16 protein-coding genes are annotated in these 21,289 nt (G+C 38.3%); 8 read left to right on the top strand and 8 right to left on the bottom strand.

Annotation, left to right across the window (positions count from 1 at the left end):
* Positions 1 to 149: 149 nt before the first annotated feature.
* Positions 150 to 3,239 carry a SusC/RagA family TonB-linked outer membrane protein gene (locus tag I6U50_RS04015; RefSeq protein WP_198637944.1) on the top strand — a complete coding sequence of 1,030 codons (3,090 nt, stop codon included), beginning with the start codon at positions 150 to 152 and terminating at the stop codon, positions 3,237 to 3,239.
* An 11-nt stretch (positions 3,240 to 3,250) separates the two neighbouring features.
* Positions 3,251 to 4,948: a SusD/RagB family nutrient-binding outer membrane lipoprotein gene (locus tag I6U50_RS04010; protein ID WP_198627393.1), complete on the top strand. Its 1,698-nt coding sequence runs from the start codon at positions 3,251 to 3,253 to the stop codon at positions 4,946 to 4,948.
* Between the two features lie 45 nt (positions 4,949 to 4,993).
* Here the strand turns inward: I6U50_RS04010 and I6U50_RS04005 are convergent, their stop codons facing one another.
* Positions 4,994 to 6,463 carry an SLC13 family permease gene (locus tag I6U50_RS04005; RefSeq protein ID WP_198637943.1) on the bottom strand — a complete coding sequence of 490 codons (1,470 nt, stop codon included), beginning with the start codon at positions 6,461 to 6,463 and terminating at the stop codon, positions 4,994 to 4,996.
* Positions 6,464 to 6,617: 154 nt separating this feature from the next.
* Between I6U50_RS04005 and I6U50_RS04000 the strand changes: the two genes are divergently transcribed.
* Together I6U50_RS04000 and I6U50_RS03995 are read left to right on the top strand one after the other, a co-directional pair.
* Positions 6,618 to 7,076, top strand: a complete 459-nt coding sequence (locus I6U50_RS04000) for an SRPBCC domain-containing protein (protein ID WP_198637942.1) — start codon at positions 6,618 to 6,620, stop codon at positions 7,074 to 7,076.
* Entirely contained in the window at positions 7,076 to 7,705 is a 630-nt protein-coding gene (locus I6U50_RS03995; protein ID WP_198637941.1) for a copper homeostasis protein CutC, read from the top strand. The genes I6U50_RS04000 and I6U50_RS03995 overlap by 1 nt, the downstream gene beginning before the upstream one ends.
* 93 nt (positions 7,706 to 7,798) lie before the next feature.
* On the opposite strand, the gene groL is transcribed toward I6U50_RS03995, so the two are convergent.
* The 7 genes from groL to miaB all read right to left on the bottom strand — a co-directional run bounded on the left by groL (position 7,799) and on the right by miaB (position 14,478).
* A complete protein-coding gene (gene groL, locus I6U50_RS03990; protein ID WP_193710238.1) occupies positions 7,799 to 9,439 on the bottom strand; it encodes a chaperonin GroEL in 1,641 nt (546 codons plus the stop codon).
* 89 nt (positions 9,440 to 9,528) lie between these two features.
* Positions 9,529 to 9,804: a co-chaperone GroES gene (locus tag I6U50_RS03985; RefSeq protein ID WP_193710239.1), complete on the bottom strand. Its 276-nt coding sequence runs from the start codon at positions 9,802 to 9,804 to the stop codon at positions 9,529 to 9,531.
* A 153-nt stretch (positions 9,805 to 9,957) separates the two neighbouring features.
* Positions 9,958 to 10,302: a preprotein translocase subunit SecG gene (secG, locus tag I6U50_RS03980; protein WP_193710240.1), complete on the bottom strand. Its 345-nt coding sequence runs from the start codon at positions 10,300 to 10,302 to the stop codon at positions 9,958 to 9,960.
* Positions 10,299 to 11,171 (bottom strand): hypothetical protein, encoded by an 873-nt coding sequence (locus I6U50_RS03975; RefSeq protein ID WP_198637940.1) that lies wholly within the window; start codon positions 11,169 to 11,171, stop codon positions 10,299 to 10,301. The genes secG and I6U50_RS03975 overlap by 4 nt, the downstream gene beginning before the upstream one ends.
* A gap of 2 nt (positions 11,172 to 11,173) precedes the next feature.
* The gene (locus tag I6U50_RS03970) at positions 11,174 to 11,677 is read right to left on the bottom strand and encodes an LptE family protein (RefSeq protein ID WP_193710242.1); all 504 of its coding nucleotides are present in this window, start codon (positions 11,675 to 11,677) and stop codon (positions 11,174 to 11,176) included.
* 16 nt (positions 11,678 to 11,693) lie between these two features.
* Positions 11,694 to 12,974, bottom strand: a complete 1,281-nt coding sequence (locus I6U50_RS03965) for a sigma-54 interaction domain-containing protein (RefSeq protein WP_193710243.1) — start codon at positions 12,972 to 12,974, stop codon at positions 11,694 to 11,696.
* Between the two features lie 58 nt (positions 12,975 to 13,032).
* On the bottom strand, positions 13,033 to 14,478 hold the full coding sequence (miaB, locus tag I6U50_RS03960) for a tRNA (N6-isopentenyl adenosine(37)-C2)-methylthiotransferase MiaB (RefSeq protein WP_198637939.1): 1,446 nt from the start codon (positions 14,476 to 14,478) through the stop codon (positions 13,033 to 13,035).
* Positions 14,479 to 14,620: 142 nt separating this feature from the next.
* Between miaB and I6U50_RS03955 the strand changes: the two genes are divergently transcribed.
* The 4 genes from I6U50_RS03955 to porK all read left to right on the top strand — a co-directional run bounded on the left by I6U50_RS03955 (position 14,621) and on the right by porK (position 21,252).
* Positions 14,621 to 15,874: an LVIVD repeat-containing protein gene (locus I6U50_RS03955; RefSeq protein ID WP_198637938.1), complete on the top strand. Its 1,254-nt coding sequence runs from the start codon at positions 14,621 to 14,623 to the stop codon at positions 15,872 to 15,874.
* Positions 15,875 to 16,064: 190 nt separating this feature from the next.
* Entirely contained in the window at positions 16,065 to 18,605 is a 2,541-nt protein-coding gene (topA, locus tag I6U50_RS03950; protein WP_198637937.1) for a type I DNA topoisomerase, read from the top strand.
* A gap of 3 nt (positions 18,606 to 18,608) precedes the next feature.
* Entirely contained in the window at positions 18,609 to 19,769 is a 1,161-nt protein-coding gene (locus tag I6U50_RS03945) for a formimidoylglutamase (protein WP_198627401.1), read from the top strand.
* Between the two features lie 115 nt (positions 19,770 to 19,884).
* Positions 19,885 to 21,252 (top strand): T9SS ring complex lipoprotein PorK/GldK, encoded by a 1,368-nt coding sequence (porK, locus tag I6U50_RS03940; protein WP_198627402.1) that lies wholly within the window; start codon positions 19,885 to 19,887, stop codon positions 21,250 to 21,252.
* Positions 21,253 to 21,289: the final 37 nt, after the last annotated feature.

Raw genomic sequence — 21,289 nt, 5'->3', positions numbered from 1 at the left:
AGTTTGAGTTATAATTAGTGTTTTAACGTTTTAAACATGCTTTTTCTCGAAAAAAGAGCAAAATCGTTAACACTCTTGTAACATTTGGTTATATTTATATGTGAAAGGCGTTTTTAAGACGTGAAATTCTAACCAAAACTATTTTACACATGGGTAAAAAATTATTATTCCTGCTTGGATTAATGTTTTTTTCATTTAATCAGAACTTGATTGCGCAGGAGCAGACAGTAACAGGAACAGTAACAGATTCTGAAAACGGAATGCCTTTACCGGGAGTTACTGTACTGGAAAAAGGAACCGATAACGGAACCTCTACAGATTTTGATGGGAACTATTCCCTGGAGGTTACCGATGATGCTACCTTAGTATTTTCTATGGTAGGTTACGTTAAACAGGAGGTTTCCGTAAATGGGCGGGCTACGATTAATCTACAGCTTTCTCAGGATACAGAGGCTTTAGATGAAGTGGTAGTAACTTCCCTGGGCTTAACGAGAGAGAAGAAATCTCTGGGTTACGCTGTTACCGAGCTAGATTCGGAAGAAGTAAATACCGTAAAAGACTATAATGTTGCCAGCTCCTTAGTGGGTAAGGTAGCCGGTTTGGTAGTTAATCAGGCTAGTGGAGTAGGTTCTGGTTCCCGGATTACTATTCGTGGTAATAATACTTTAACCGGAAATAACCAGGCGCTGGTGGTTGTAGATGGGATTCCAATTGATGCTTCAGGAAATGAATCTGGAGGAAGTATCTTTAATAGCACGGTTACCGGTGGGGGAATTACAGATATTAACCCGGCAGACATAGAATCGATTTCAGTACTTAAAGGTCCAAACGCGGCTGCGCTTTATGGTTCCAGGGCCGCCAGTGGGGTTATATTAATAACTACTAAAAAAGGAACAAGAGGTGCTGGTTTAGGTATATCTATTAATTCTAATATTTCTATTGAAGAAACTATGTTCCTTCCCGATCTGCAAAATGAATATGGACAGGGGACCAATGGTGCGGTTTATTCAGATTTAGATAATTTTGGATCCAGCTCGTGGGGGCCATTATTAGATGGTTCGCAGCAATTGTACTATACCGGAGAGCAGAGAGCTTATACTGCACAGCCAGATAACGTGGAAGATTTCTTTGAAAATGGGATTAAAAGTATAAACACCATTTCCATGGATCAGGGGGGAGAAAATCATAGTGTAAGATTTTCTTACACAAACAATAGAACAACCTCGGTTATTCCGAATTCTGAACTTCAAAGCCATAACTTCAATTTAAGAGGACTTATAGATCTATCTGATAGGTTAACCTTAGATACTAAAGCCACCTATTTTACTCAGGAACTTGAGAATAGAGTGAATGTAGGTACAGAAGGGGTTTTGGCTTATGTATATAGGATGCCACGAAATACAGCTATCGATGATCTTAAAAGGTATAAGCCTTCCTTATGGTCTAATCCAGAACTATTTCCAGATGAATATGCCGCCATAAGTTATGCGGGCCAGAATAAGAGTACGGGTAATCCTTATTGGATGCTACAACAAGATACGAACGATGAACGTAGAGATAGGTTTTTAGGTTTTACAAAATTGAATTATGAGTTTAATGATTGGCTCTCTGCTTTTATTAGAATTGGTGGTGATGTAACCAATGTTAGAACGGAAATTATTCAGGATTATGGGCATCACTTTTTTTATGATGGTCGTTTAAATTTTGGTAATCGTAAAAATGTAGAAATAAATAGCGATTTTCTATTTACGGCAGATAAAGATCTTACAGAAAAGCTAAACCTGGTTGCCAATATTGGGGGAAGTTTATCTAAACGTACTTTTGAAGGGATGAGCGTTAGCGGAAATCAATTTAGGTTACCTTCAAGGGCATTTTTAAATAATACAAACGTACAAACCAGTACACATACTCCGTTAGGAATTAAAAAGATTAACTCATTATACGGTTCTTTTAGTTTTTCTTACGATGATTTTATGTATTTAGATTTAACCGCAAGAAATGATTGGTCTTCAACTTTACGTGAAGATAACCGCTCGTTCTTCTATCCCTCTGTAAGTTATTCATTATTGGTAAACCGCTTTATAGATCCGGATAGAGAGTTTTTGGATATGCTTAAGCTAAGGGCCAGTTGGGCAGAAGTAGGTAACGACACGGGAGTATACCAATTATACCAAACTTTTAGTGTGCCACAGCAGGGGTATTTAGGCTTAACTGTTTTAGAAGGGCCTAGCGTAAAATTAAATCCCGACCTAAAACCGGAAAGCGTTAAATCTACTGAATTTGGAGTTGAATTTAATATGTTTAAAAACAGGTTGTACGGGGATTTTTCAATTTATGAGATCGTAACCAATGATATGATTTTTAATGTACCTGTTCCTTTCGCAACTGGATATAGCTTCTTTAAAGAGAATGTTGGAGAGGTAAAAAATAACGGGTTTGAATTGATGCTTGGAGGTATTCCCGTGCAAAATGAAAACTTTAGATGGGATATTTCTGTAAATATGTCCAGAAATAATAACAAACTTGTAGAGTTAATTGATGGTTTAGATTATACCGTATTAAATAGTTTAGGAGGTCTTTCTGTGAGGGCCGAAGTTGGTGGCGGAATTGGTGATTTATATGGAACCACCTGGAAGACCAATGAAAACGGAGAAAGATTAGTGAATGCAGAGGGTTTCCCGATAGCTTCGGTGGAAAGAGAAAAGCTGGGGAATGCACAACCCGACTTTATTGGTGGTTTAACCAATACCTTTACCTATAAAAACTGGAATTTCAGATTTTTATTAGATGGTAGATTTGGCGGAGAGATTTATTCAGCCACCTCATCTTATCTTGACGGTGCCGGGGTATCGGAAAGAAGCCTTCAATACAGAGATGGAGGGATAACCGTAGATGCCATTAATGAGGCTACAGGCCAGCAAAATGATATTCAAATTACCGGTCAGCAATATTGGGGAAGTTATTCAGGGATTACTTCAAATTATGTTTACGATCAAACTAATATTAGGTTTCGGGAATTTGCTTTAACTTATAGGTTGCCGGGAGAGACTATCAATAATGTAGGCCTAACTTCTGCTTCTATAGGTGTAATTGGTAGAAACTTATTTTTTATCTATAAAGAAGCTGACGATATAGACCCCGATGCATCTATAGGTACAGGATTATCAGGCCAGGGTATTTCCCTTAACAACGCACCAACTATTCGTAGTCTTGGTTTAAATATTAATATTAAATTTTAATAAAAATAATTATGAAAAGAATATTAAAAACAATTAGCACAAGCTTGTTGTTGGTCTTTTTGCTTGCCGGATGTTCCGATTTTGAGGAGATCAATACAAGACCCGATGCATTTGGATCTGACGAGGTAAGTGCCAAATACTTTCTTACCGGGATTCAAATTGAACTTTATGCGCCCAACCGGTTTCCTTACTGGAGAGCACAGTTAATTCATGCCGACAGGTATGCAGGTCAATTCACTTTTGGTTTTAACGGTTGCTGGTGGTCTGGCTCATTGGGCTATAACTATAGTGCCGGATATACCGATGCTACCTATAATTGGATGGCTGGTTATGTAAGTAACCTAAGTGTGTATCAAAATTTTGTAGGTGAAGGTGGCGATTTGGAAAATCAGAATTTTTACGCCCTTGGTCTTATAATGAAAGGCCTTTATTACCAGATGTATACCGATACTTTTGGAATGGTGCCCTATTCAGAAGCATTAGACCCAGATATAATTACTCCAAAATTAGATAGTCAATCGGAAATTTACCGTGGAGTAATAGCCGATCTGGATCAGGCAATGAGCATTATTGGAGATCAAACCGAAACAGGGAGTGGTATCGAGTTTCTTGCAGAAAACGATTTGTTTTTTAATGGAGATATGCAACAATGGAAAAAAATGGCAAATACCTTAAAATTAAGGATGGCTTTAAGGGCACAGGGGGCACCGGGTGCAGATTTTGCCGAAACAGCTATTTCAGAAGCTTTACAGGCGCCGCTTTTAACAACCGAAATGGATAACGCGTTGATGGAAAAAGATACCGAGATAGACCAATTTGGAAATGCAGCATATGGCGATATTTGGCATAATTTCGGAGGAATTGGTTCCAAATGGAATGTTGGAAAAACTCTTATTGATTATTTAAGAGATAACAACGATCCCAGATTGTCTCGTTACGCCAAACCAATTAAGGGAGGAGAGTTTACTTTTACAAAACCGGCTGAAGGTGCAGGAGCAAGTCTTTTTGATAAACATGTTGAGTTTATTTTAGATGAACTTGATAACGCAGGAGTGGACTATACGAAAACTGGTTCGGGAGATGAATTTACCATTACGGTAGCTGATGATGAAGATTATTACGTGGGGCAGCCTTCCAGGTTAAATCCTGAAATCTATCCTCACGTTAAAAACGACTTGTTTTCTGAGCCGGCAGATTGGATTATTAACCCGAAAAATCAGGGACAGGAAATTTTCCCCGAGGTTGTATTTACCGCTGCCGAAGGTAACTTTTTACAGGCAGAGGCTATTATAAAAGGTTTTGGTACTGGTGATGCCCAAGCTCTTTATCAGGAAGGAATAAGACAGGCTATGAAGGTTTGGAGAGTTGATGAAAGCGAGATAGAAGCTTTTATTGCTAATGAAGAAATGGCACTGTTAAACGGAACCGATGAAGAGAACTTAGAAAAAATCGCCATTCAAAGGTGGATTGTTTCTTATACCGATGGGTTTGAAGCCTGGGCAATTGTAAGGGATACAGGTTACCCTGCCCAATTGGCAAATGGTGTTTCAGATTACGATATTTATTCGGCAGGAACCCTAAACGGGGAGTATCCACAACGAATGCGATATGGTAACCAGGAATATAATACAAATGGAGCTAATGTTGAAGCAGCTATACAGGAACAGGGACCAGACGAACAGGGAACTGAATTATGGTGGGCAGATTAGCCTAAAAATTTATTTAAAGAAAAGAGGGGAGACACCCCTCTTTTTTTATGCAAAAATTTCGGGTATCTCATTAATTTTAAATCCCCAAATACTAGGTAAAAAGAAATACACGAGTAAGCTTATTAGAAAAATAGAAAATAGGTTCATCCATAACCCGGTTTTTATCATGTCTGGAATTTTTAGATAGCCTGATCCAAAAACTACAGCATTTGGTGGTGTAGCAACAGGAAGCATAAAAGCACAGGATGCAGCAAGGGTGGCACTTATTAAAAGTAAGTAAGGATGAAGCCCCATCGCTAAAGCCATAGGCGCTAAAATAGGTAGTAACATGGCCGTAGTAGCAAGGTTAGAAGTGACCTCAGTAAGAAAATTAACCGTAGCTACAAGAATTAAGATCAACAAAAATAGTGGTAAATGCTGTAGGTAGGTAAGTTGTTCGCCTATCCAGGTGGCCAGCCCCGATTCACTAAAACCTTTTGCCAGTGCCATTCCTCCGCCAAAAAGTAAAATAATTCCCCATGGAATTCTTACCGCTTCATCCCAATTTAATAGAGGTTTTGTTCCTTTTCCTGACGGAATAATAAAAAGTGCTATTGCAGCAATAATAGCTATTATAGTATCATCTATGAAAGGTAGAAAGGGCTGAATTAAAAAGGATCTTGTGATCCAGAGAAAAGCGGTACAACCAAAAATAATAAGTACTCTTTTTTCCTGTTTGCTTATTTTTCCTAAAGACTTTAGGAGTTTGGTAATTTCGGCCTTTCCGCCTGGAAATTCAGTTTTATCAAACTTAAATGCAAAACTGGTGAGGTATTTCCAACAGATAAACAATAAGAAAACCGAGATAGGAATCCCCAACATTGCCCATTTTAGAAAACTGATCTCAATGTTATATAGTTCTTCAACTATTCCAGCAAAAACCAGATTGGGAGGTGTTCCAATTAGTGTTCCAATTCCGCCAATTGATGCACTATAGGCAATAGCCAACATAAGGGCTTTGCCAAAAACCATAGGTTCATTTTCCTCGCTAAAAGGATTGTTTTTTAATTGACTAATTATTGCGGTGCCAATTGGCAGCATCATTACTGATGTTGCGGTGTTGGATATCCACATAGAAAGAAATGCAGTGGCAATCATAAAGCCTAAAATGATGAATTTTATCTTGCTTCCAATCAGGTTAATGATATTCAGTGCAATTCTTCGGTGTAAATCCCATTTTTCTATAGCTACAGCAAGTATAAACCCGCCCAGGTATAAAAACACATATTTATGACCAAAAGCAGCAGTTGTGGTTTCAATATTTAAAGCTCCGGTTAGGGGAAACATGACAATGGGCAGCAAAGCGGTAACCGAAATTGGGATAACCTCGGTGACCCACCATAATGCCATCCAGATGGTGATGCAAAGAATATCAAATGCTGCCGGGGGCATAGATTCTGGAGCACCCAGTATTTGAAGTATAAAAAATAACAATGGCCCTGCTATTAAAATAAGGGCTCTTAAAAATTTATTCATTAGATAAGGTTCTCAAGGAGCTGCCAAGATATTAAATTTAATAAAATGGAAACTTTATTTGATTAAAACCTATTCTTTAACTTTAGTGCTTGATAATGGAGATTTGTCCCCATACTATCGGGACAAATCTCCATTATCGAAAAAATTTTAACTTATGAAAATGTTAGAAATTAAAACCGCTCTGCAAATTGCAAAACCAAAAGCTGAGGTTTTTGAATCAATCAGAGACCCCGAGAAAATGAAGCATTATTTTATCGAGGGAAGCTCCGGGATGATGGAAGAGGGGAAATCAATTAGCTGGAAATTCCCGGAATTTAATGAATATGTGCCTGTAAAGGTGTTGAAATTAGTTCCCTATGAGTTTGTCTCATTTGAATGGGAGGGAGCAAAAGATAAAATTCTTCTGGTTGAAATTAGGCTTGTGCAGATTTCCAATTCCAATACGCTGGTAAAAATAACCGAAGGAAAGATGGAAGCAGATGAGATGGGTCTTCAATGGTTTGGAAGAAATACCGAAGGTTGGGCAAATTTCCTCGCTTGTTTAAAAGCTTATTTAGAATTTGGAATTAACCTTAGAAAAGGTAGCTTCGATTTTATAAAAAAAATAAATTGATGTCTTATTTAAAAGAAGCCTGTGTAGAGAGTTTGGAGCAGGCCATAATTGCAGAAAAAAATGGCGCCAATAGAATTGAACTTTGTGCCAATTTAGAGTTGGATGGCTTAACACCTTCAAGAGAATTGATTGGTTTAGTCAAGTCTCAGTTACAAATACCGGTGCACGTGATGATTAGGCCCCGTGGAGGTGATTTTAATTATAATAGTGCTGAAATTGAACAAATGGCCAGTGACATTACTTTTTGTAAAGAAATTGGGGTAGAGGGTGTAGTACTGGGCATGCTGGCAAATGATAAAACTATAGCTGTTGAATCCGTTGAAAAATTGGCAATAATAGCAAAGCCCATGAAGTGTATATTTCATAAAGCTATTGATGAAACCCGCAATATTTTGGAATCGGTGAAGTGTTTAAGAGAAACCGGACTTATTAGTGGTATTCTAACTTCAGGCGGAGAAAGTACTGCTATAAAGGGGCTTTCTCAACTCAAGAATATACTACTGGAGGCTGGAGATATGCAGGTTATTTGTGCAGGAAAAATCACCGATGGAAATATCGAAGAATTACACCAAAAAATTGGAGCCAAAGCTTATCACGGCAAAAGGATTGTTCCGGGATTGGAAAAATAATTTATAATCTAACTTTTTAAGTTCCTGAGAAAAAAAGAAAAACCCGCTTCAATTAAGAAACGGGTTTTTTAATAGGTTGTTATGGCCGGGCCATTACATCATTCCGGGCATACCTCCGCCCATTCCACCTGGCATTCCGCCACCGCCTTTGTCTTCTTCTGGAAGATCAATAAGCGCGCATTCGGTAGTTAAGATCATTCCGGCAACAGAAGCAGCGTTTTGAAGGGCAACTCTAGTTACTTTCTTAGGATCTATAATTCCGGCTTTCATCATATCTACAAAAGTGTCGGTTTTTGCATCGTAACCAAACTCTTTTTTACCTTCAAGAACTTTATTGATTACAACAGAAGCTTCGCCACCGGCATTTTCTACGATGGTTCTAAGTGGAGCTTCAATAGCTCTAACCACTATCTGAACTCCTGTTGCTTCATCATCATTTTCAGCTTTTACTTTGGCAAGAACAGCCTGAGCTCTAACTAAAGCAACACCACCACCGGCAACAATTCCTTCTTCTACAGCCGCACGGGTTGCGTGAAGGGCATCATCTACACGGTCTTTCTTCTCTTTCATCTCAACTTCTGAAGCTGCACCAACATAAAGTACGGCAACACCACCAGCTAATTTAGCTAGACGTTCCTGAAGTTTTTCTTTATCATAATCTGAAGTAGTGGTTTCGATCTGAGCTTTGATCTGGTTTACACGTTCTTCAATTTGCTTGTTATCACCAGCACCGTTTACAATAGTAGTATTGTCTTTATCGATAGCTACTTTTTCAGCAGTACCCAGCATATCTATAGTAGCATTTTCTAAAGAGAATCCTCTTTCTTCAGAAATTACGGTACCACCGGTTAAGATAGCGATATCTTCTAACATTGCTTTTCTACGATCTCCAAATCCTGGAGCTTTAACGGCAGCAATTTTAAGAGAACCGCGTAGTTTGTTTACTACCAGGGTAGCAAGGGCTTCGCCGTCAACATCCTCAGCAATAATTAAAAGAGGCTTTCCAGATTGTGCTACCGGCTCAAGTACTGGAAGCAAATCTTTCATGGAAGAGATCTTTTTGTCGAACAATAAAATGTACGGATCTTCAAGATCTGCAGTCATTTTCTCTGAATTTGTCACAAAATATGGAGAAAGATAACCACGGTCAAACTGCATACCTTCCACCACTTCTACGTGTGTTTCGGTACCTTTGGCTTCTTCTACAGTAATTACACCTTCTTTTCCAACTTTGCCAAAAGCCTTGGCGATAAGATCACCTATGTGCTCGTCGTTATTTGCTGAAATAGAAGCTACCTGCTTTATTTTTTCTGAAGAATCACCAACTTCCTTTGTTTGCTTTTCTAAATCTTTGGTAATGGCCTCTACGGCTTTATCTATACCTCTTTTTAGATCCATTGGGCTTGCACCGGCAGCAACGTTTTTAAGGCCTTCTTTTACGATAGCCTGTGCCAACACAGTAGCGGTGGTAGTACCATCTCCTGCAAGATCATTGGTTTTAGAAGCAACTTCCTTAACCATTTGAGCCCCCATGTTTTCTAATGGGTCTTCAAGTTCAATTTCTTTTGCTACTGTAACACCATCTTTGGTTACGTTTGGTGCCCCAAAAGATTTGCTTATTACTACATTTCGTCCTTTTGGACCTAAAGTTACCTTTACGGCATTTGCCAATGCATCTACACCGCGCTTAATTCCGTCGCGAGCTTGAATGTCAAATTTTATATCTTTTGCCATTGTTAGTTATATTTTGTCATTTCCGTTAAAACGGAAATCTAATTGTTAATATTTATTTTAAACCTTTCCTTAAGCGGGGGAAAAGAAGTTTACACTATTGCAAGTATATCGTCTTCTCTCATCATTAAATAATCTGTCCCATCCAGTTTTAATTCTGTACCGGAATACTTTCCATAAAGTACAGTATCTCCAACTTTCACAGTCATTTCATGATCTTTAGTACCCTTGCCTGCTGCTACTACTTTACCACGTTGTGGCTTTTCTTTAGCTGTTTCGGGAATATAAATTCCAGATGCCGTTTTAGTTTCGGCTGCCTCGGGCTCAATAAGAACTCTATCTGAGAGCGGTTTAATGTTTAGTCCCATTTTTTTATAAATTTATTTAGGTTAATTAATATTTAAATAAGCGATAAGGCCTATTTCTAAAATTATGCCACCTCGTTTTTACTGCCATTTACCAATAAAAAATGCCAGCTTGTCATAAGCTGGCATTTGTAAATTGTATAAAGAATAAAGCCTTTATTGAGCGCTGTCAGATTCTGTTGACTGTCCTGGCATTTGTGCCGGTGGAGTTGTGGTGTTTTGAGGCATAGAAGCTTCGTCAAATACTTTCGATTCACCATAACCGGCATCGTCCATAATTGTTACGTTAGAAAGTAAAATAAGGACTAATAAAAGGGTAGCCAGGGTCCAGGTACTTTTATCTAAAAAGTCTCCGGTCTTCTTAACGCCACCTACTTGTTGTCCACTACCGCCAAAAGAAGAAGATAATCCTCCGCCTTTAGGATTCTGTACCATAATTACCACTACCAGTAAAAAGGCTACAATAACTATTAATGCTAAAAAAATCGTGAATGTGCTCATTCTTGCTTTGTATTATTTTCTTGTAATTTTTCGATCGCTCGAATTTGGTCAGCAAAGAAACCACTTTTTTCGGGATTTTTCAAAATTAATATTTTATATGCCTGAATGGCTTTTTTATAATTTTTTTGTTCTAAATAAACCCTTGCTAAAGTCTCTGTCATCAAGGACTCGGGTGGGGTGGCATTGGTTTCTGCAAGATTTGATTTATTGGTAGGCTGGCCGGGTTTTATTTTGGGACTTTTGGAAATAAACCTATCAATAAGTTCAAATTTTTTATGCTGAAGTTCATTTTTTTGTGATTCTTCTTTTTGTTTCTCTCTTTGTATGGGTTGTGCTGAAGTAAGCCTAAGCCATTCAGAAAAAGAATGCGATTCTGAAGCATCAAACTCCAAAGGTTTGCCTAATTTCAATTTATTATTCCCTGAATTTGTTTTTTGGGAAGTTTCAGCATTTTTTGGCTTTTCAGAAAACAGCTCCGGATCCATCACCTGTTCAGATTCCGATTGCTGCATTTTAATAGCTTCACCTATAGCCATGCTTCTTTTGGCAAAAACCTCTTCGGGTTCAAAAACCGTGATGTTTCGTAATTGTTCTTCCTGATCCTGAATTTGCCTGGCAATTTTATTCTGATTAAATTCTTTGGAAGTAATAAAATCGAATAACACGCTGCGGTTAGTGGTATAGGCAGCGGTTTTTTTTAGTGCGCTGTTGTAGCTAAATTCCTGATGTTCTTTTAAACCTTTTAACCTAATGGCACGGGCTGCCTGAAAATACGGGGCTTCTTGAATTATGTTTTCTAACGCAGTGGTTTGATCGGCGGTGATTGTTGCCGGCTGCTGGAGCAATTGTATAAATTCGGTTGTTTGCATAATTACCAATCGGTTAACGCAGCATTAAAAATATCCTGGGTTAAACGAGTATAGATTTCGTTTACCGCAGTTTCTAGAGTACCTCCAACTAGTTGGGCATTGGCAGGATAATCGTAATAAAAAGAAAATCTTCTTTCAAAATCTTTTTCTGGTTCCAGAGTGTTGTAATAACGAACATTTACTGCGATGGTTAGTCGGTTTTGCGCAGCCGTATTATCGGCTGTTGCAGTAATTGGTGCTACGTAAAAATCTATTATTTCACCTTCAAAAATAAGATCGGCATTACTATTTGCCAGGCTTAAATTGGTTTGGTTTTGAATAAGATCCTGTAATTGCAGGGTGAAGGTCCTGTCTATTCCGGGTTCTACCAAATCTGCCTGGTTTTGAAAGAAATTCACCTGAAAGGATTCTGCAGCACCGGTATCTGCACCTGTAAAGGAATAAATTCCACAAGATTGAAATGAAAAAATGAATAAGGCAGATAGAAGAAGAGCAAGTTTTTTCATAAAGTAGGGGACTAAATTACAGGTTGTATTGTTTTATTTTTCTATATAGGGTGCGCTCGCTAATGCCTAATTCTTCAGCAGCAGCTTTACGTTTTCCGTTATGTCTTTCCAACGATTTTTTAATAAGTTCCAGTTCTTTATCCTGTAAAGAAAGCGTTTCCTCTTCCTGAATTTCTTCAGCAAAATAATATTTATCTTTTTCCCTGTTGAGTTCAGAGTTAGGACTGTTTTGCGGAATTTGTAATACTTCCAGGTTTTCGTTGCTTAAAGCATCCAGTTCTTCGGCATCTATGTCTTCCCCTTCTTCATTATTGCCATATATTTTTTGGATAAGACTTTCGTTTTCATCCTGCACCTTTTGTGTATTTCCACTCTCCATTAGTTTTAAGGTGAGCTTCTTGAGGTCGGTAAGGTCGCTTTTCATATCAAAAAGTACCTTATAAAGAATCTCTCGTTCGTTACTAAAATCGCTTTCTTTCTTTTTATCGGCAATCACTGCGGGTAAATTGCTGCCAATATTGGGGAGGTATTCTTTTAAACGCTCTGGCCCAATGATACGATCTTGTTCTAAAACCGAAATTTGCTCGGCAATATTTCTTAGTTGCCTAATATTACCGCCCCAACGGTATTTTTGCAGTAAATCAACTGCTTCGTCCTGAAGCTTAATGGTAGGCATTTTATATTTTAGTGCGAAGTCTGAGGCAAATTTCCTAAACAGTAAATGAATATCGTCTTTGCGATCTCGTAAAGGAGGTAGTTTTATTTCTACAGTGCTTAATCTGTAATAAAGGTCTTCCCTAAAACGCTCTTTTTTAATAGATTCCTGCATGTTAATGTTGGTGGCTGCGATAATGCGAACATCAGATTTTTGTACTTTGGAAGAACCAACTTTTATAAATTCCCCGTTTTCCAGAACACGAAGTAACCTAACCTGGGTAGGAAGCGGTAATTCCCCAACTTCGTCTAAAAAAATGGTGCCACCATCGGCTACCTCAAAATAACCGCTACGGGTTTGAGTGGCCCCTGTAAATGCGCCTTTTTCGTGCCCAAAAAGTTCAGAATCTATGGTCCCCTCGGGAATTGCGCCACAGTTTACCGCAATGTATTTGCCGTGTTTTCTGTGGGAAAGTGAGTGGATTATTTTTGGGATACTTTCTTTACCAACCCCACTTTCTCCGGTTACCAATACCGAAATATCTGTTGGAGCAACCTGAATTGCTTTTTCTATAGCGCGATTAAGGCGCTGGTCGTCTCCAATAATCCCAAAGCGTTGCTTTACTGCCTGAATTGATTCCATATACAATACTATTTTTCCTATAAGGATATGTTCTCCTTATTTGAAATAAGCTTAAATTTTAGTTGTTTTCGCTATATCCTACTGCTTCGCCAATAAGCGTTGCGCTGGTGCAATCGTTTATTTTTACATTTACAAATTCTCCAACTTTGTAATTCTCTTTTGGGAAAACCGCTACCGTGTTTTGCGTTATTCGGCCGCTCCAGTGTTCACTGGATTTTTTAGACTCCCTTTCTATTAAAACCTCTACGGTAGCGCCAAGGAAGCGTTGCGTTCTATAGTGGTTATGTTCACGTTGTAGTTTCACTATTTCTGCCAGTCTGCGTTGTTTTGTTTTTGCAGGAACATCGTCTTTTAGTTTACGCGCAGCCATGGTGCCCGGGCGTTCAGAATAAGCATACATATATCCAAAATCGTACTTTACATAGTCCATTAAAGATAGGGTGTCTTTGTGGTCTTGTTCGGTTTCAGTTGGAAAACCAACTATTAAATCCTGGGAAATGGAACATTCCGGCATAAGTTCCCTAATATAATCTATAAGTTTAAAGTATTCTTCCCGGGTGTGAAGTCTGTTCATTTCTTTAAGCATCCTATTGCTTCCGCTTTGAACCGGTAAGTGAATGTGTTTACATATATTAGGATAAGCAGCCATTACTTCAATTACATCTAAAGTCATGTCTTGTGGGTTTGAAGTAGAGAACCTAATTCGCATTTTTGGCTGTGCTTCAGCAACTAATTTTAGAAGTTGGGAGAAATTAATGGCTGTGGCTTTTTGAATTTCAGAAGCATTTTTAAAATCTTTTTTTAAGCCCCCACCATACCAAAGATAACTATCTACGTTTTGGCCTAAAAGCGTAATTTCTTTAAAACCTTTGTCCCAAAGTTCGTTAACCTCTTCTATGATACTATGTGGATCACGGCTTCGTTCCCTTCCACGGGTAAAAGGCACCACACAAAAGGTACACATATTATCGCAACCCCTTGTTATGGAAACAAAAGCTGAAACTCCATTGCTTTGTAAACGAACAGGCGAAATGTCGCCATAAGTTTCTTCTTTAGAAAGGAGTACATTAATAGCATCGCGACCTGCTTCTACTTCGTTTATAAGATTGGGTAGGTCTTTATAGGCATCTGGGCCAACTACAAGGTCTACTATTTTTTCTTCTTCAAGGAACTTCTCTTTAAGACGTTCGGCCATACAGCCTAAAACGCCAACTTTCATCCCCGGGTTTGTTTTTTTAACAGCATTGTATTTCTCAAGCCTTTTTCGAACTGTTTGTTCGGCTTTCTCTCTAATAGAGCAGGTATTTACTAAAACAAGATCTGCTTCTTCAAGCTTTTGGGTGGTGTTAAAACCTTCTTTAGCAAGAATGGAGGCTACAATTTCACTATCGCTAAAATTCATTGCACAGCCATAGCTTTCAATGAAAAGCTTGCGATTATTTTCTTTTCTGGGCTCCATTACCAGGGCATTTCCCTGCTTTTTCTCATCTATTTTCTTCTCCATAATTCACAGTTTCCTTTTCAGGATTAAGAAGGGCAAAGATAAGGCTAAAACAGACTTCTGACAAAGTGACAGCAATTTTTTTAATTTTCTAACGCAACCATTTAGTGTTTTTGTTATCTCTATAGGGACTAACCTGATTATTATGAGAAATTTACGCAACTTTTATCTGTTTTCTTTACTCGTTTTAATGGCTTTATTCGCATCTTGTGAAAAGGAAGAGGCTGAGGAAGATTTTTATAATGTTGCGGTCCCTATTGTTAAGCCTATAGCTGAGTTTAGGGCAATGGTTGAAATTTCGGAGCCCAGGGCAATTACCCAGGCGGGTAAAATTTATGCTTATGGTAATTATGTTTTTATAAATGATGATTATAAAGGAGTACATATTATAGATAATACCGATCCACGAAATCCTGTGAAAATTAAATTTCTTGAGATTCCGCAAAACACAGATATCGCGGTAAAGGATGATATGCTATTTGCAAACTCTGCTATGGATATGGTGGTTTTTGACGTTAGTGATATGAATAATATTAAGCAGGGAGAGCGCATAGAAAATGTTTTTCCAAACCATAATACCCGTATACCGGCCAATGCGGCTTTTATGGATAGCGATAATTTTAATCCTGAAACCCAGGTAATAGTGGGATATCTTATGGAAACCAGGAAAATTGAGATGGCAAATGATAATGGATGGGTGGCAAACGACAGGGGTGATGCTTTTGAGTTGTCCAATTCTTTTGGAGGCTCGGGGACAGGAGGTTCTTTGGCTAGATTTAATATATACGATGATTATTTATATACTGTAGATCAATATCAATTGTCAGTTTTTAATATTTCAGCTTTAGAAAATCCTGAACTGATAAAAACAGAATGGGTAGGTGACGATATTGAAACTATCTTTCAAAAAGATAAGCATCTGTACCTTGGAAGTTCCAGGGGGATGTATATCTATAGTATAGAAGATCCCGCTGCGCCTCAGTTTAGGTCTGTGTTTAGCCATATCCTAGGTTGTGATCCGGTAGTGGTAAAAGATGATATTGCTTATGTAACCATTCGAGGTGGAAATGCGTGCGGACAGCAATGGAGTCAGCTTGATGTGATAGATGTAGCCAATAAATCCAACCCACAATTGCTGCAATCTTACGCGATGGAAAATCCGTATGGATTGGGTGTAAAAGATGACTGGTTATTTGTTTGCGATGGCAATGCAGGCTTAAAAATATTTGATACAAAAAATACCCCCAACCTGGAGTTAATAGATCACTTTCCAGACATTAACACCTATGACGTCATCCCTTTAGAGGAAGTGCTCTTAATGGTTGGGGATAATACACTCTTCCAATATACTTATAAAGGTAATGAGATCAATTTGCTAAATTCTTTTAGGCTCAATTGATTTTATTTGTTTGGTTTTTTAAGGTTACCCCACAAATCCGTGGGGTTTTTTTATGTTGTTCAGAAAAAACTTTTTATTGTGCGAAGTCTTGAATGAGGCTATTTTGCGGCTTATTTGGAGTTGTTTTGTGAAATGCTTTAGGTTGTTAATAAAAAATTGATATACTTTTGCAGCTAGAAAAAAGAGAGTTATGGCAAAGAATTTAGTGATTGTAGAGTCCCCTGCCAAGGCAAAAACCATCGAGAAATTTTTGGGAAAAGATTATAAGGTGGCATCCAGTTTTGGGCATATTGCCGACCTGCCTACCAAAGAATTAGGTGTGGATACCGAGGGCGATTTTAAAGCAAAATACATTGTTTCTAAAGATAAGAAGGATGTAGTTAGAAAACTAAAAGGCTTTGCTAAAGATGCTGAAATGGTTTGGCTGGCAAGTGATGAAGATCGGGAGGGAGAAGCTATTGCCTGGCATCTTGCAGAGGAGCTTAAGCTTAAAAAAGAGAAAACAAAAAGAATTGTTTTTCATGAAATCACCAAATCGGCTATTCTTAAAGCTATAGATAACCCAAGAGGGATTAATTATAACCTGGTAAATGCCCAGCAAGCTCGAAGGGTTTTAGATAGATTGGTGGGCTATGAGCTTTCACCGGTTTTATGGAGAAAGGTTAAAGGAGGTCTTTCTGCCGGGAGAGTACAGTCGGTTTCAGTGAGACTTATCGTTGAAAGGGAGCGCGAGATTCAAAATTTTAAAGCGGAAGCTTCCTTTAGAATTGATGCTGAATTCGCTACAGAGCAAGGAAAATCTTTTAAAGCTAAAATTCCAAAGAATTTTGATTCCCGTAAAGAAGCTGAAGCATTTCTTCAGGAAAACCTGGGGTCAGATTTTAAGGTGGCTGAGCTTACTACCAAACCAGCTAAAAAATCTCCGGCGCCACCATTTACCACTTCCACTTTACAACAGGAAGCCGCAAGGAAGTTGTATTTCTCGGTAAGCAAAACCATGACTATGGCACAGCGTTTATACGAAGCAGGTCATATTACTTATATGAGAACAGATTCGGTAAACCTTTCAGAAGATGCCAGAAAAGGAGCTAAAGAAGAAATTTTAAAAGCTTACGGAGATAAATACGCTAAATCAAGGCAATTTAAAGGAAAAACTAAAGGCGCACAGGAGGCTCATGAAGCGATTAGGCCTACAAATTTTGCCAATCATTCGGTAAGGGCAGATAGGGATGAACAACGCTTGTATGAGCTAATTTGGAAGCGCGCTATTGCTTCACAAATGAGTGAAGCTCAATTAGAACGTACCAATGTTAAAATTGAAGCTTCTAAACACGACAAACTCTTTACGGCTAATGGAGAGGTGTTGAAATTTGACGGATTTCTAAAGGTTTATCTAGAAAGTACCGATGATGAGGAGGCAGAAGAGCAAAATGGAATGCTGCCTGCTTTAAAAGAAAATCAGCCACTTAATAATAAGTATATTACCGCTACAGAGCGATTCACCAGGCCGCCTTATAGGTATACCGAGGCTTCTTTGGTAAAGAAACTGGAAGAATTGGGGATTGGTCGTCCTTCAACTTATGCTCCAACAATTTCTACTATTCAAAATAGAAATTATATTGAAAAAGGATCGGTAGAAGGTACAGAGCGCGAGTATGTGCAATTTGTGCTTAAAGGTGAAAATATTAAAGAAAACAAGTTAACTGAAACCGTTGGTAGTGATAAAGGCAAATTAGTGCCAACTGCTGTGGGGATGGTGGTGAACGATTTTCTTGTAAATCATTTTTCGAACATTCTTGATTATAATTTTACCGCCAAAGTTGAGCAGAGTTTTGATGATATAGCCGAAGGGAATGAAGAGTGGACCCATATGATGAAAGAATTCTATGAAGAATTCCACCCGCAGGTGCTGGATGTTGCCAAAAACGCTGAAAGGGAAGTTGGTGAAAGAATTTTAGGTGAAGATCCTGAAACCGGCAAACCTGTAAGTGTAAGATTGGGTAAATTTGGACCCATGGTTCAAATTGGTTCTGTAGAAGACGATGAAAAACCAAAATTTGCCAGTCTTGGGCCAGACCAAACCTTAGATTCAATTACATATGAAGAAGCGATGGACCTTTTTCAGCTTCCAAAAGAATTAGGGGAGTATAAAGGTGAAAAAGTAGAAGTGAACAATGGTCGCTTTGGTCCTTATGTGAAATTTGGGAAAAAATATGTTTCTCTTGAAAAAGGAGAAGATCCGTTAAACGTAGATTTTGAGCGTGCAATGGAGTTAATAAAAGAGAAAGAAAAAGCAGATGCGCCAATACACCATTACGAAGATATGCCTGTGCAGAAAGGCGTGGGGCGTTTTGGCCCTTTCTTAAAATGGAATGGTATTTTTATTAACGTAAATAAAAAATACGATTTTGATAATCTTTCTGTTGAAGATATTGAAACCTTAATTGAGGATAAAAAACGCAAGGAACGCGAGAAATTAATCCATAATTGGGAAGAAGAAGGAATTAGAGTGGAAAAAGCACGTTGGGGAAGATTCAATATTATAAAAGGGAAAACCAAGATTGAACTGCCAAAAACTACCGATGCAGAAAATTTGACTTTACAGGAGGTGCAGGAGATTATAGAAGAAAAGTCTAAGAAGAAAACCACTAAAAAGAAAGCACCTGCTAAAAAGACGGCGGCTAAAAAAACTGCTTCTAAGAAAAAAACGACTACCAAAAAGAAGAAATAATATATGGATTTAGACTTTCTGAGTCCCCTTTCTGAAGATTTGCTAAAGGAAATTGCCGGGTTTGGTGAGCATTCTTTAGGTAATTCCATAAAAAAGCATACTTTAGAAGAAGGTTTGCCAGATTTGGAAACTGTACAAGTTGCTGTTGTTGGTGTTAGGGAAAATCGCCTTGGTGATGAAATAGATTTTTTTGATTTTATAGAAGTCAGAAAAGCTTTTTATAGTTTGTATCCCGGAAACTGGGATGTTACCATTGCAGATTTAGGTGATATTGAAAAAGGCGAAACTGTAGAAGATACGTATTTTGCGTTACAGACCCTGGTAGCGCAACTGGTGAAAAAAGATGTTATTCCTATGATTTTGGGCGGAAGTCAGGATTTGGTTTACGCACAATACAGGGCATACGATACCTTAGACCAAATGGTTAATCTTGTGAATATAGATAGTCGTTTTGATTTGGGTGATGCAGAGAGCCCTATAAATAATAGGTCTTATATCAGTAAAATAGTTGTGAATCAGCCTTATAATTTGTTTAATTATTCAAATTTGGGTTATCAAACTTATTTTAATTCTCAAGATGAAATAGAGTTGATGGACCGCCTCTTTTTTGATGCGTATCGTTTAGGTGAGTTAAGTAATAACTTTAAATTGGTAGAGCCGGTAATGCGAGACGCCAATATGGTAGCTGTAGATTTGGCGGCTGTTAGTGCGGCTTCTTCGGGAGCCAGGGATATTGCTTCTCCTAATGGATTTGACGGAAAGGAAATTTGTGCGCTTGCACGCTATGCCGGCATTAGTGATAAAGTAAGCTCCTTTGGTATTTACGAATACGACAATATTAAATACGGAAACCTGGGAGGCATGTTAATGGCGCAAATAATGTGGTATTTTGCTGAAGGGGTTAATTATCGTACCAATGAGAATACTATTTCGGCAAGAAAAGAGTTTATAAAGTATCAGGTTCCTATAGATGATGAAGTGCTTGTTTTTTATAAAAGTCCGGTAAGTGGGCGTTGGTGGATAGAGATTCCGTTTTTGCCACACATAGATACTAAACTTAAAAGAAGCACGTTATTACCTTGCAGTGAGGAAGATTATTTGGAGGCCTGTAATCAGGTAATTCCTGAAAGATGGTACAAAGCAAAAAGGAAAAACGAAGTTTAAAATAAATTTACGCATTAATTTGATTTACTGTATTTTTAACCAAATTATTGTTTTTTAAAAAATAATTAGATAGGTTTACTGCCGTAAATTGAGATGTCTTAACCGAAGAAATACTATGAAGAAATTTATTTCGCTGATAGCTGTTCTAGCCATACTTTCAAGTTGTGGGCGTGGAGATCGTGGACAGTTGGTTGGTGCGAAAGGGGAAAAGTGGAATCCAGAAAAGCCGCTGGGGATGACATTAGTTCCCGGAGGTGCCTTTATTATGGGTAAGTCTGATGATGATATCGCAGGTCAACGAAATGCACCCCCAAAAACGGTGACAGTACGTTCTTTTTATATGGATGAAACCGAGATAACCAACGCTGAATACCGGCAGTTTGTAGACTATGTAAAAGATTCTATCGTTAGGACTGAATTGGCTATTATGGCCGAGAATATGGGAGAGGCAGAAGGTTCTGGCGGAATTGGTGACTATGCATTTTTAGATTCAGATGAAGCTAATATGACGCCATACGAAGAATATATGTTGAATACTTATGGGCAGGGTGGTCCATCAGATACATATGAAAATCGCAGGTTAAACAAGGATATAGATATTATTTGGGATACTGAAGATTACCCCGATGTTTATTATGCCGAGGTAATGGATATGATGTATATCCCTATGGAGGAAGTTTATAATGGACAGCGTACCATTGATGTTGAAAAATTAAAGTTTACCTATTCCTGGATGGATGTGCAAAATGCTGCCAGAGAAAAGGGAAATAGAAGTAATTTTATAAAAAGGGAAGAGATTTCTATATATCCAGATACTACTGTTTGGATTAGGGATTTTAATTATTCTTATAATGAGCCTATGCATAACGATTATTTTTGGCATAGTGCTTTTGATGATTATCCAGTAGTTGGGGTATCCTGGAAACAGGCAAGAGCTTTTGCGCAATGGAGAACTCTGTACCATAATTATTATAGAAGAGAAAAAGGAGAGCATAATGTACCCTCTTACCGTTTGCCAACAGAAGGAGAGTGGGAGTATGCTGCCCGTGGTGGCCTGGAAGGGGCAACTTATCCCTGGGGAGGTCCATACGCTAAAAACGATCGTGGGTGTTTTATGGCGAACTTTAAACCTCTGAGAGGAGATTATGCCGCAGATCAGGCTCTGTATACCGTAGAAGCAAAATCTTACGATCCTAACGACTATGGACTTTACAATATGGCTGGAAATGTTGCAGAATGGGTAGATTCTTCTTACGATCCGGCTTCTTACCAATATATGTCTTCAATGAACCCTACTGTTAACAATCCTGATGATATGAGAAAAGTGGTTCGTGGAGGTTCCTGGAAGGATGTAGCTTATTTCCTTCAGGTAAGTTCAAGAGATTACGAATATGCAGATTCAGCAAGAAGCTATATCGGCTTTAGAACAGTACAGGATTACCTCGGTACTGATGTGACCTTAAATCAACCAAACAACAATTAACAACCTATTAACCAGTAGAGAATCTAAATCTATTTTA

The sequence above is a fragment of the Salegentibacter maritimus genome (genome assembly GCF_016236975.1).
Classification (GTDB): Bacteria; Bacteroidota; Bacteroidia; order Flavobacteriales; family Flavobacteriaceae; genus Salegentibacter; species Salegentibacter maritimus.
The sequence above is the reverse complement of the archived record's forward strand: the minus strand, read 5'-3'. Positions and strand labels throughout refer to the sequence as shown.

Coding starts and splice junctions, on each gene's coding strand:
- I6U50_RS03970 (WP_193710242.1), bottom strand. CDS start 11,677: ATGAAAAAACTTGCTCTTCTTCTATCTGCCTTATTCATTTTTTCATTT.
- I6U50_RS03985 (WP_193710239.1), bottom strand. CDS start 9,804: ATGGGACTAAACATTAAACCGCTCTCAGATAGAGTTCTTATTGAGCCC.
- I6U50_RS04010 (WP_198627393.1), top strand. CDS start 3,251: ATGAAAAGAATATTAAAAACAATTAGCACAAGCTTGTTGTTGGTCTTT.
- porK (WP_198627402.1), top strand. CDS start 19,885: ATGAAGAAATTTATTTCGCTGATAGCTGTTCTAGCCATACTTTCAAGT.
- topA (WP_198637937.1), top strand. CDS start 16,065: ATGGCAAAGAATTTAGTGATTGTAGAGTCCCCTGCCAAGGCAAAAACC.
- I6U50_RS03995 (WP_198637941.1), top strand. CDS start 7,076: ATGTCTTATTTAAAAGAAGCCTGTGTAGAGAGTTTGGAGCAGGCCATA.
- I6U50_RS04015 (WP_198637944.1), top strand. CDS start 150: ATGGGTAAAAAATTATTATTCCTGCTTGGATTAATGTTTTTTTCATTT.
- secG (WP_193710240.1), bottom strand. CDS start 10,302: ATGAGCACATTCACGATTTTTTTAGCATTAATAGTTATTGTAGCCTTT.
- I6U50_RS04000 (WP_198637942.1), top strand. CDS start 6,618: ATGAAAATGTTAGAAATTAAAACCGCTCTGCAAATTGCAAAACCAAAA.
- I6U50_RS04005 (WP_198637943.1), bottom strand. CDS start 6,463: ATGAATAAATTTTTAAGAGCCCTTATTTTAATAGCAGGGCCATTGTTA.
- groL (WP_193710238.1), bottom strand. CDS start 9,439: ATGGCAAAAGATATAAAATTTGACATTCAAGCTCGCGACGGAATTAAG.
- I6U50_RS03965 (WP_193710243.1), bottom strand. CDS start 12,974: ATGGAATCAATTCAGGCAGTAAAGCAACGCTTTGGGATTATTGGAGAC.
- miaB (WP_198637939.1), bottom strand. CDS start 14,478: ATGGAGAAGAAAATAGATGAGAAAAAGCAGGGAAATGCCCTGGTAATG.
- I6U50_RS03945 (WP_198627401.1), top strand. CDS start 18,609: ATGGATTTAGACTTTCTGAGTCCCCTTTCTGAAGATTTGCTAAAGGAA.
- I6U50_RS03955 (WP_198637938.1), top strand. CDS start 14,621: ATGAGAAATTTACGCAACTTTTATCTGTTTTCTTTACTCGTTTTAATG.
- I6U50_RS03975 (WP_198637940.1), bottom strand. CDS start 11,171: ATGCAAACAACCGAATTTATACAATTGCTCCAGCAGCCGGCAACAATC.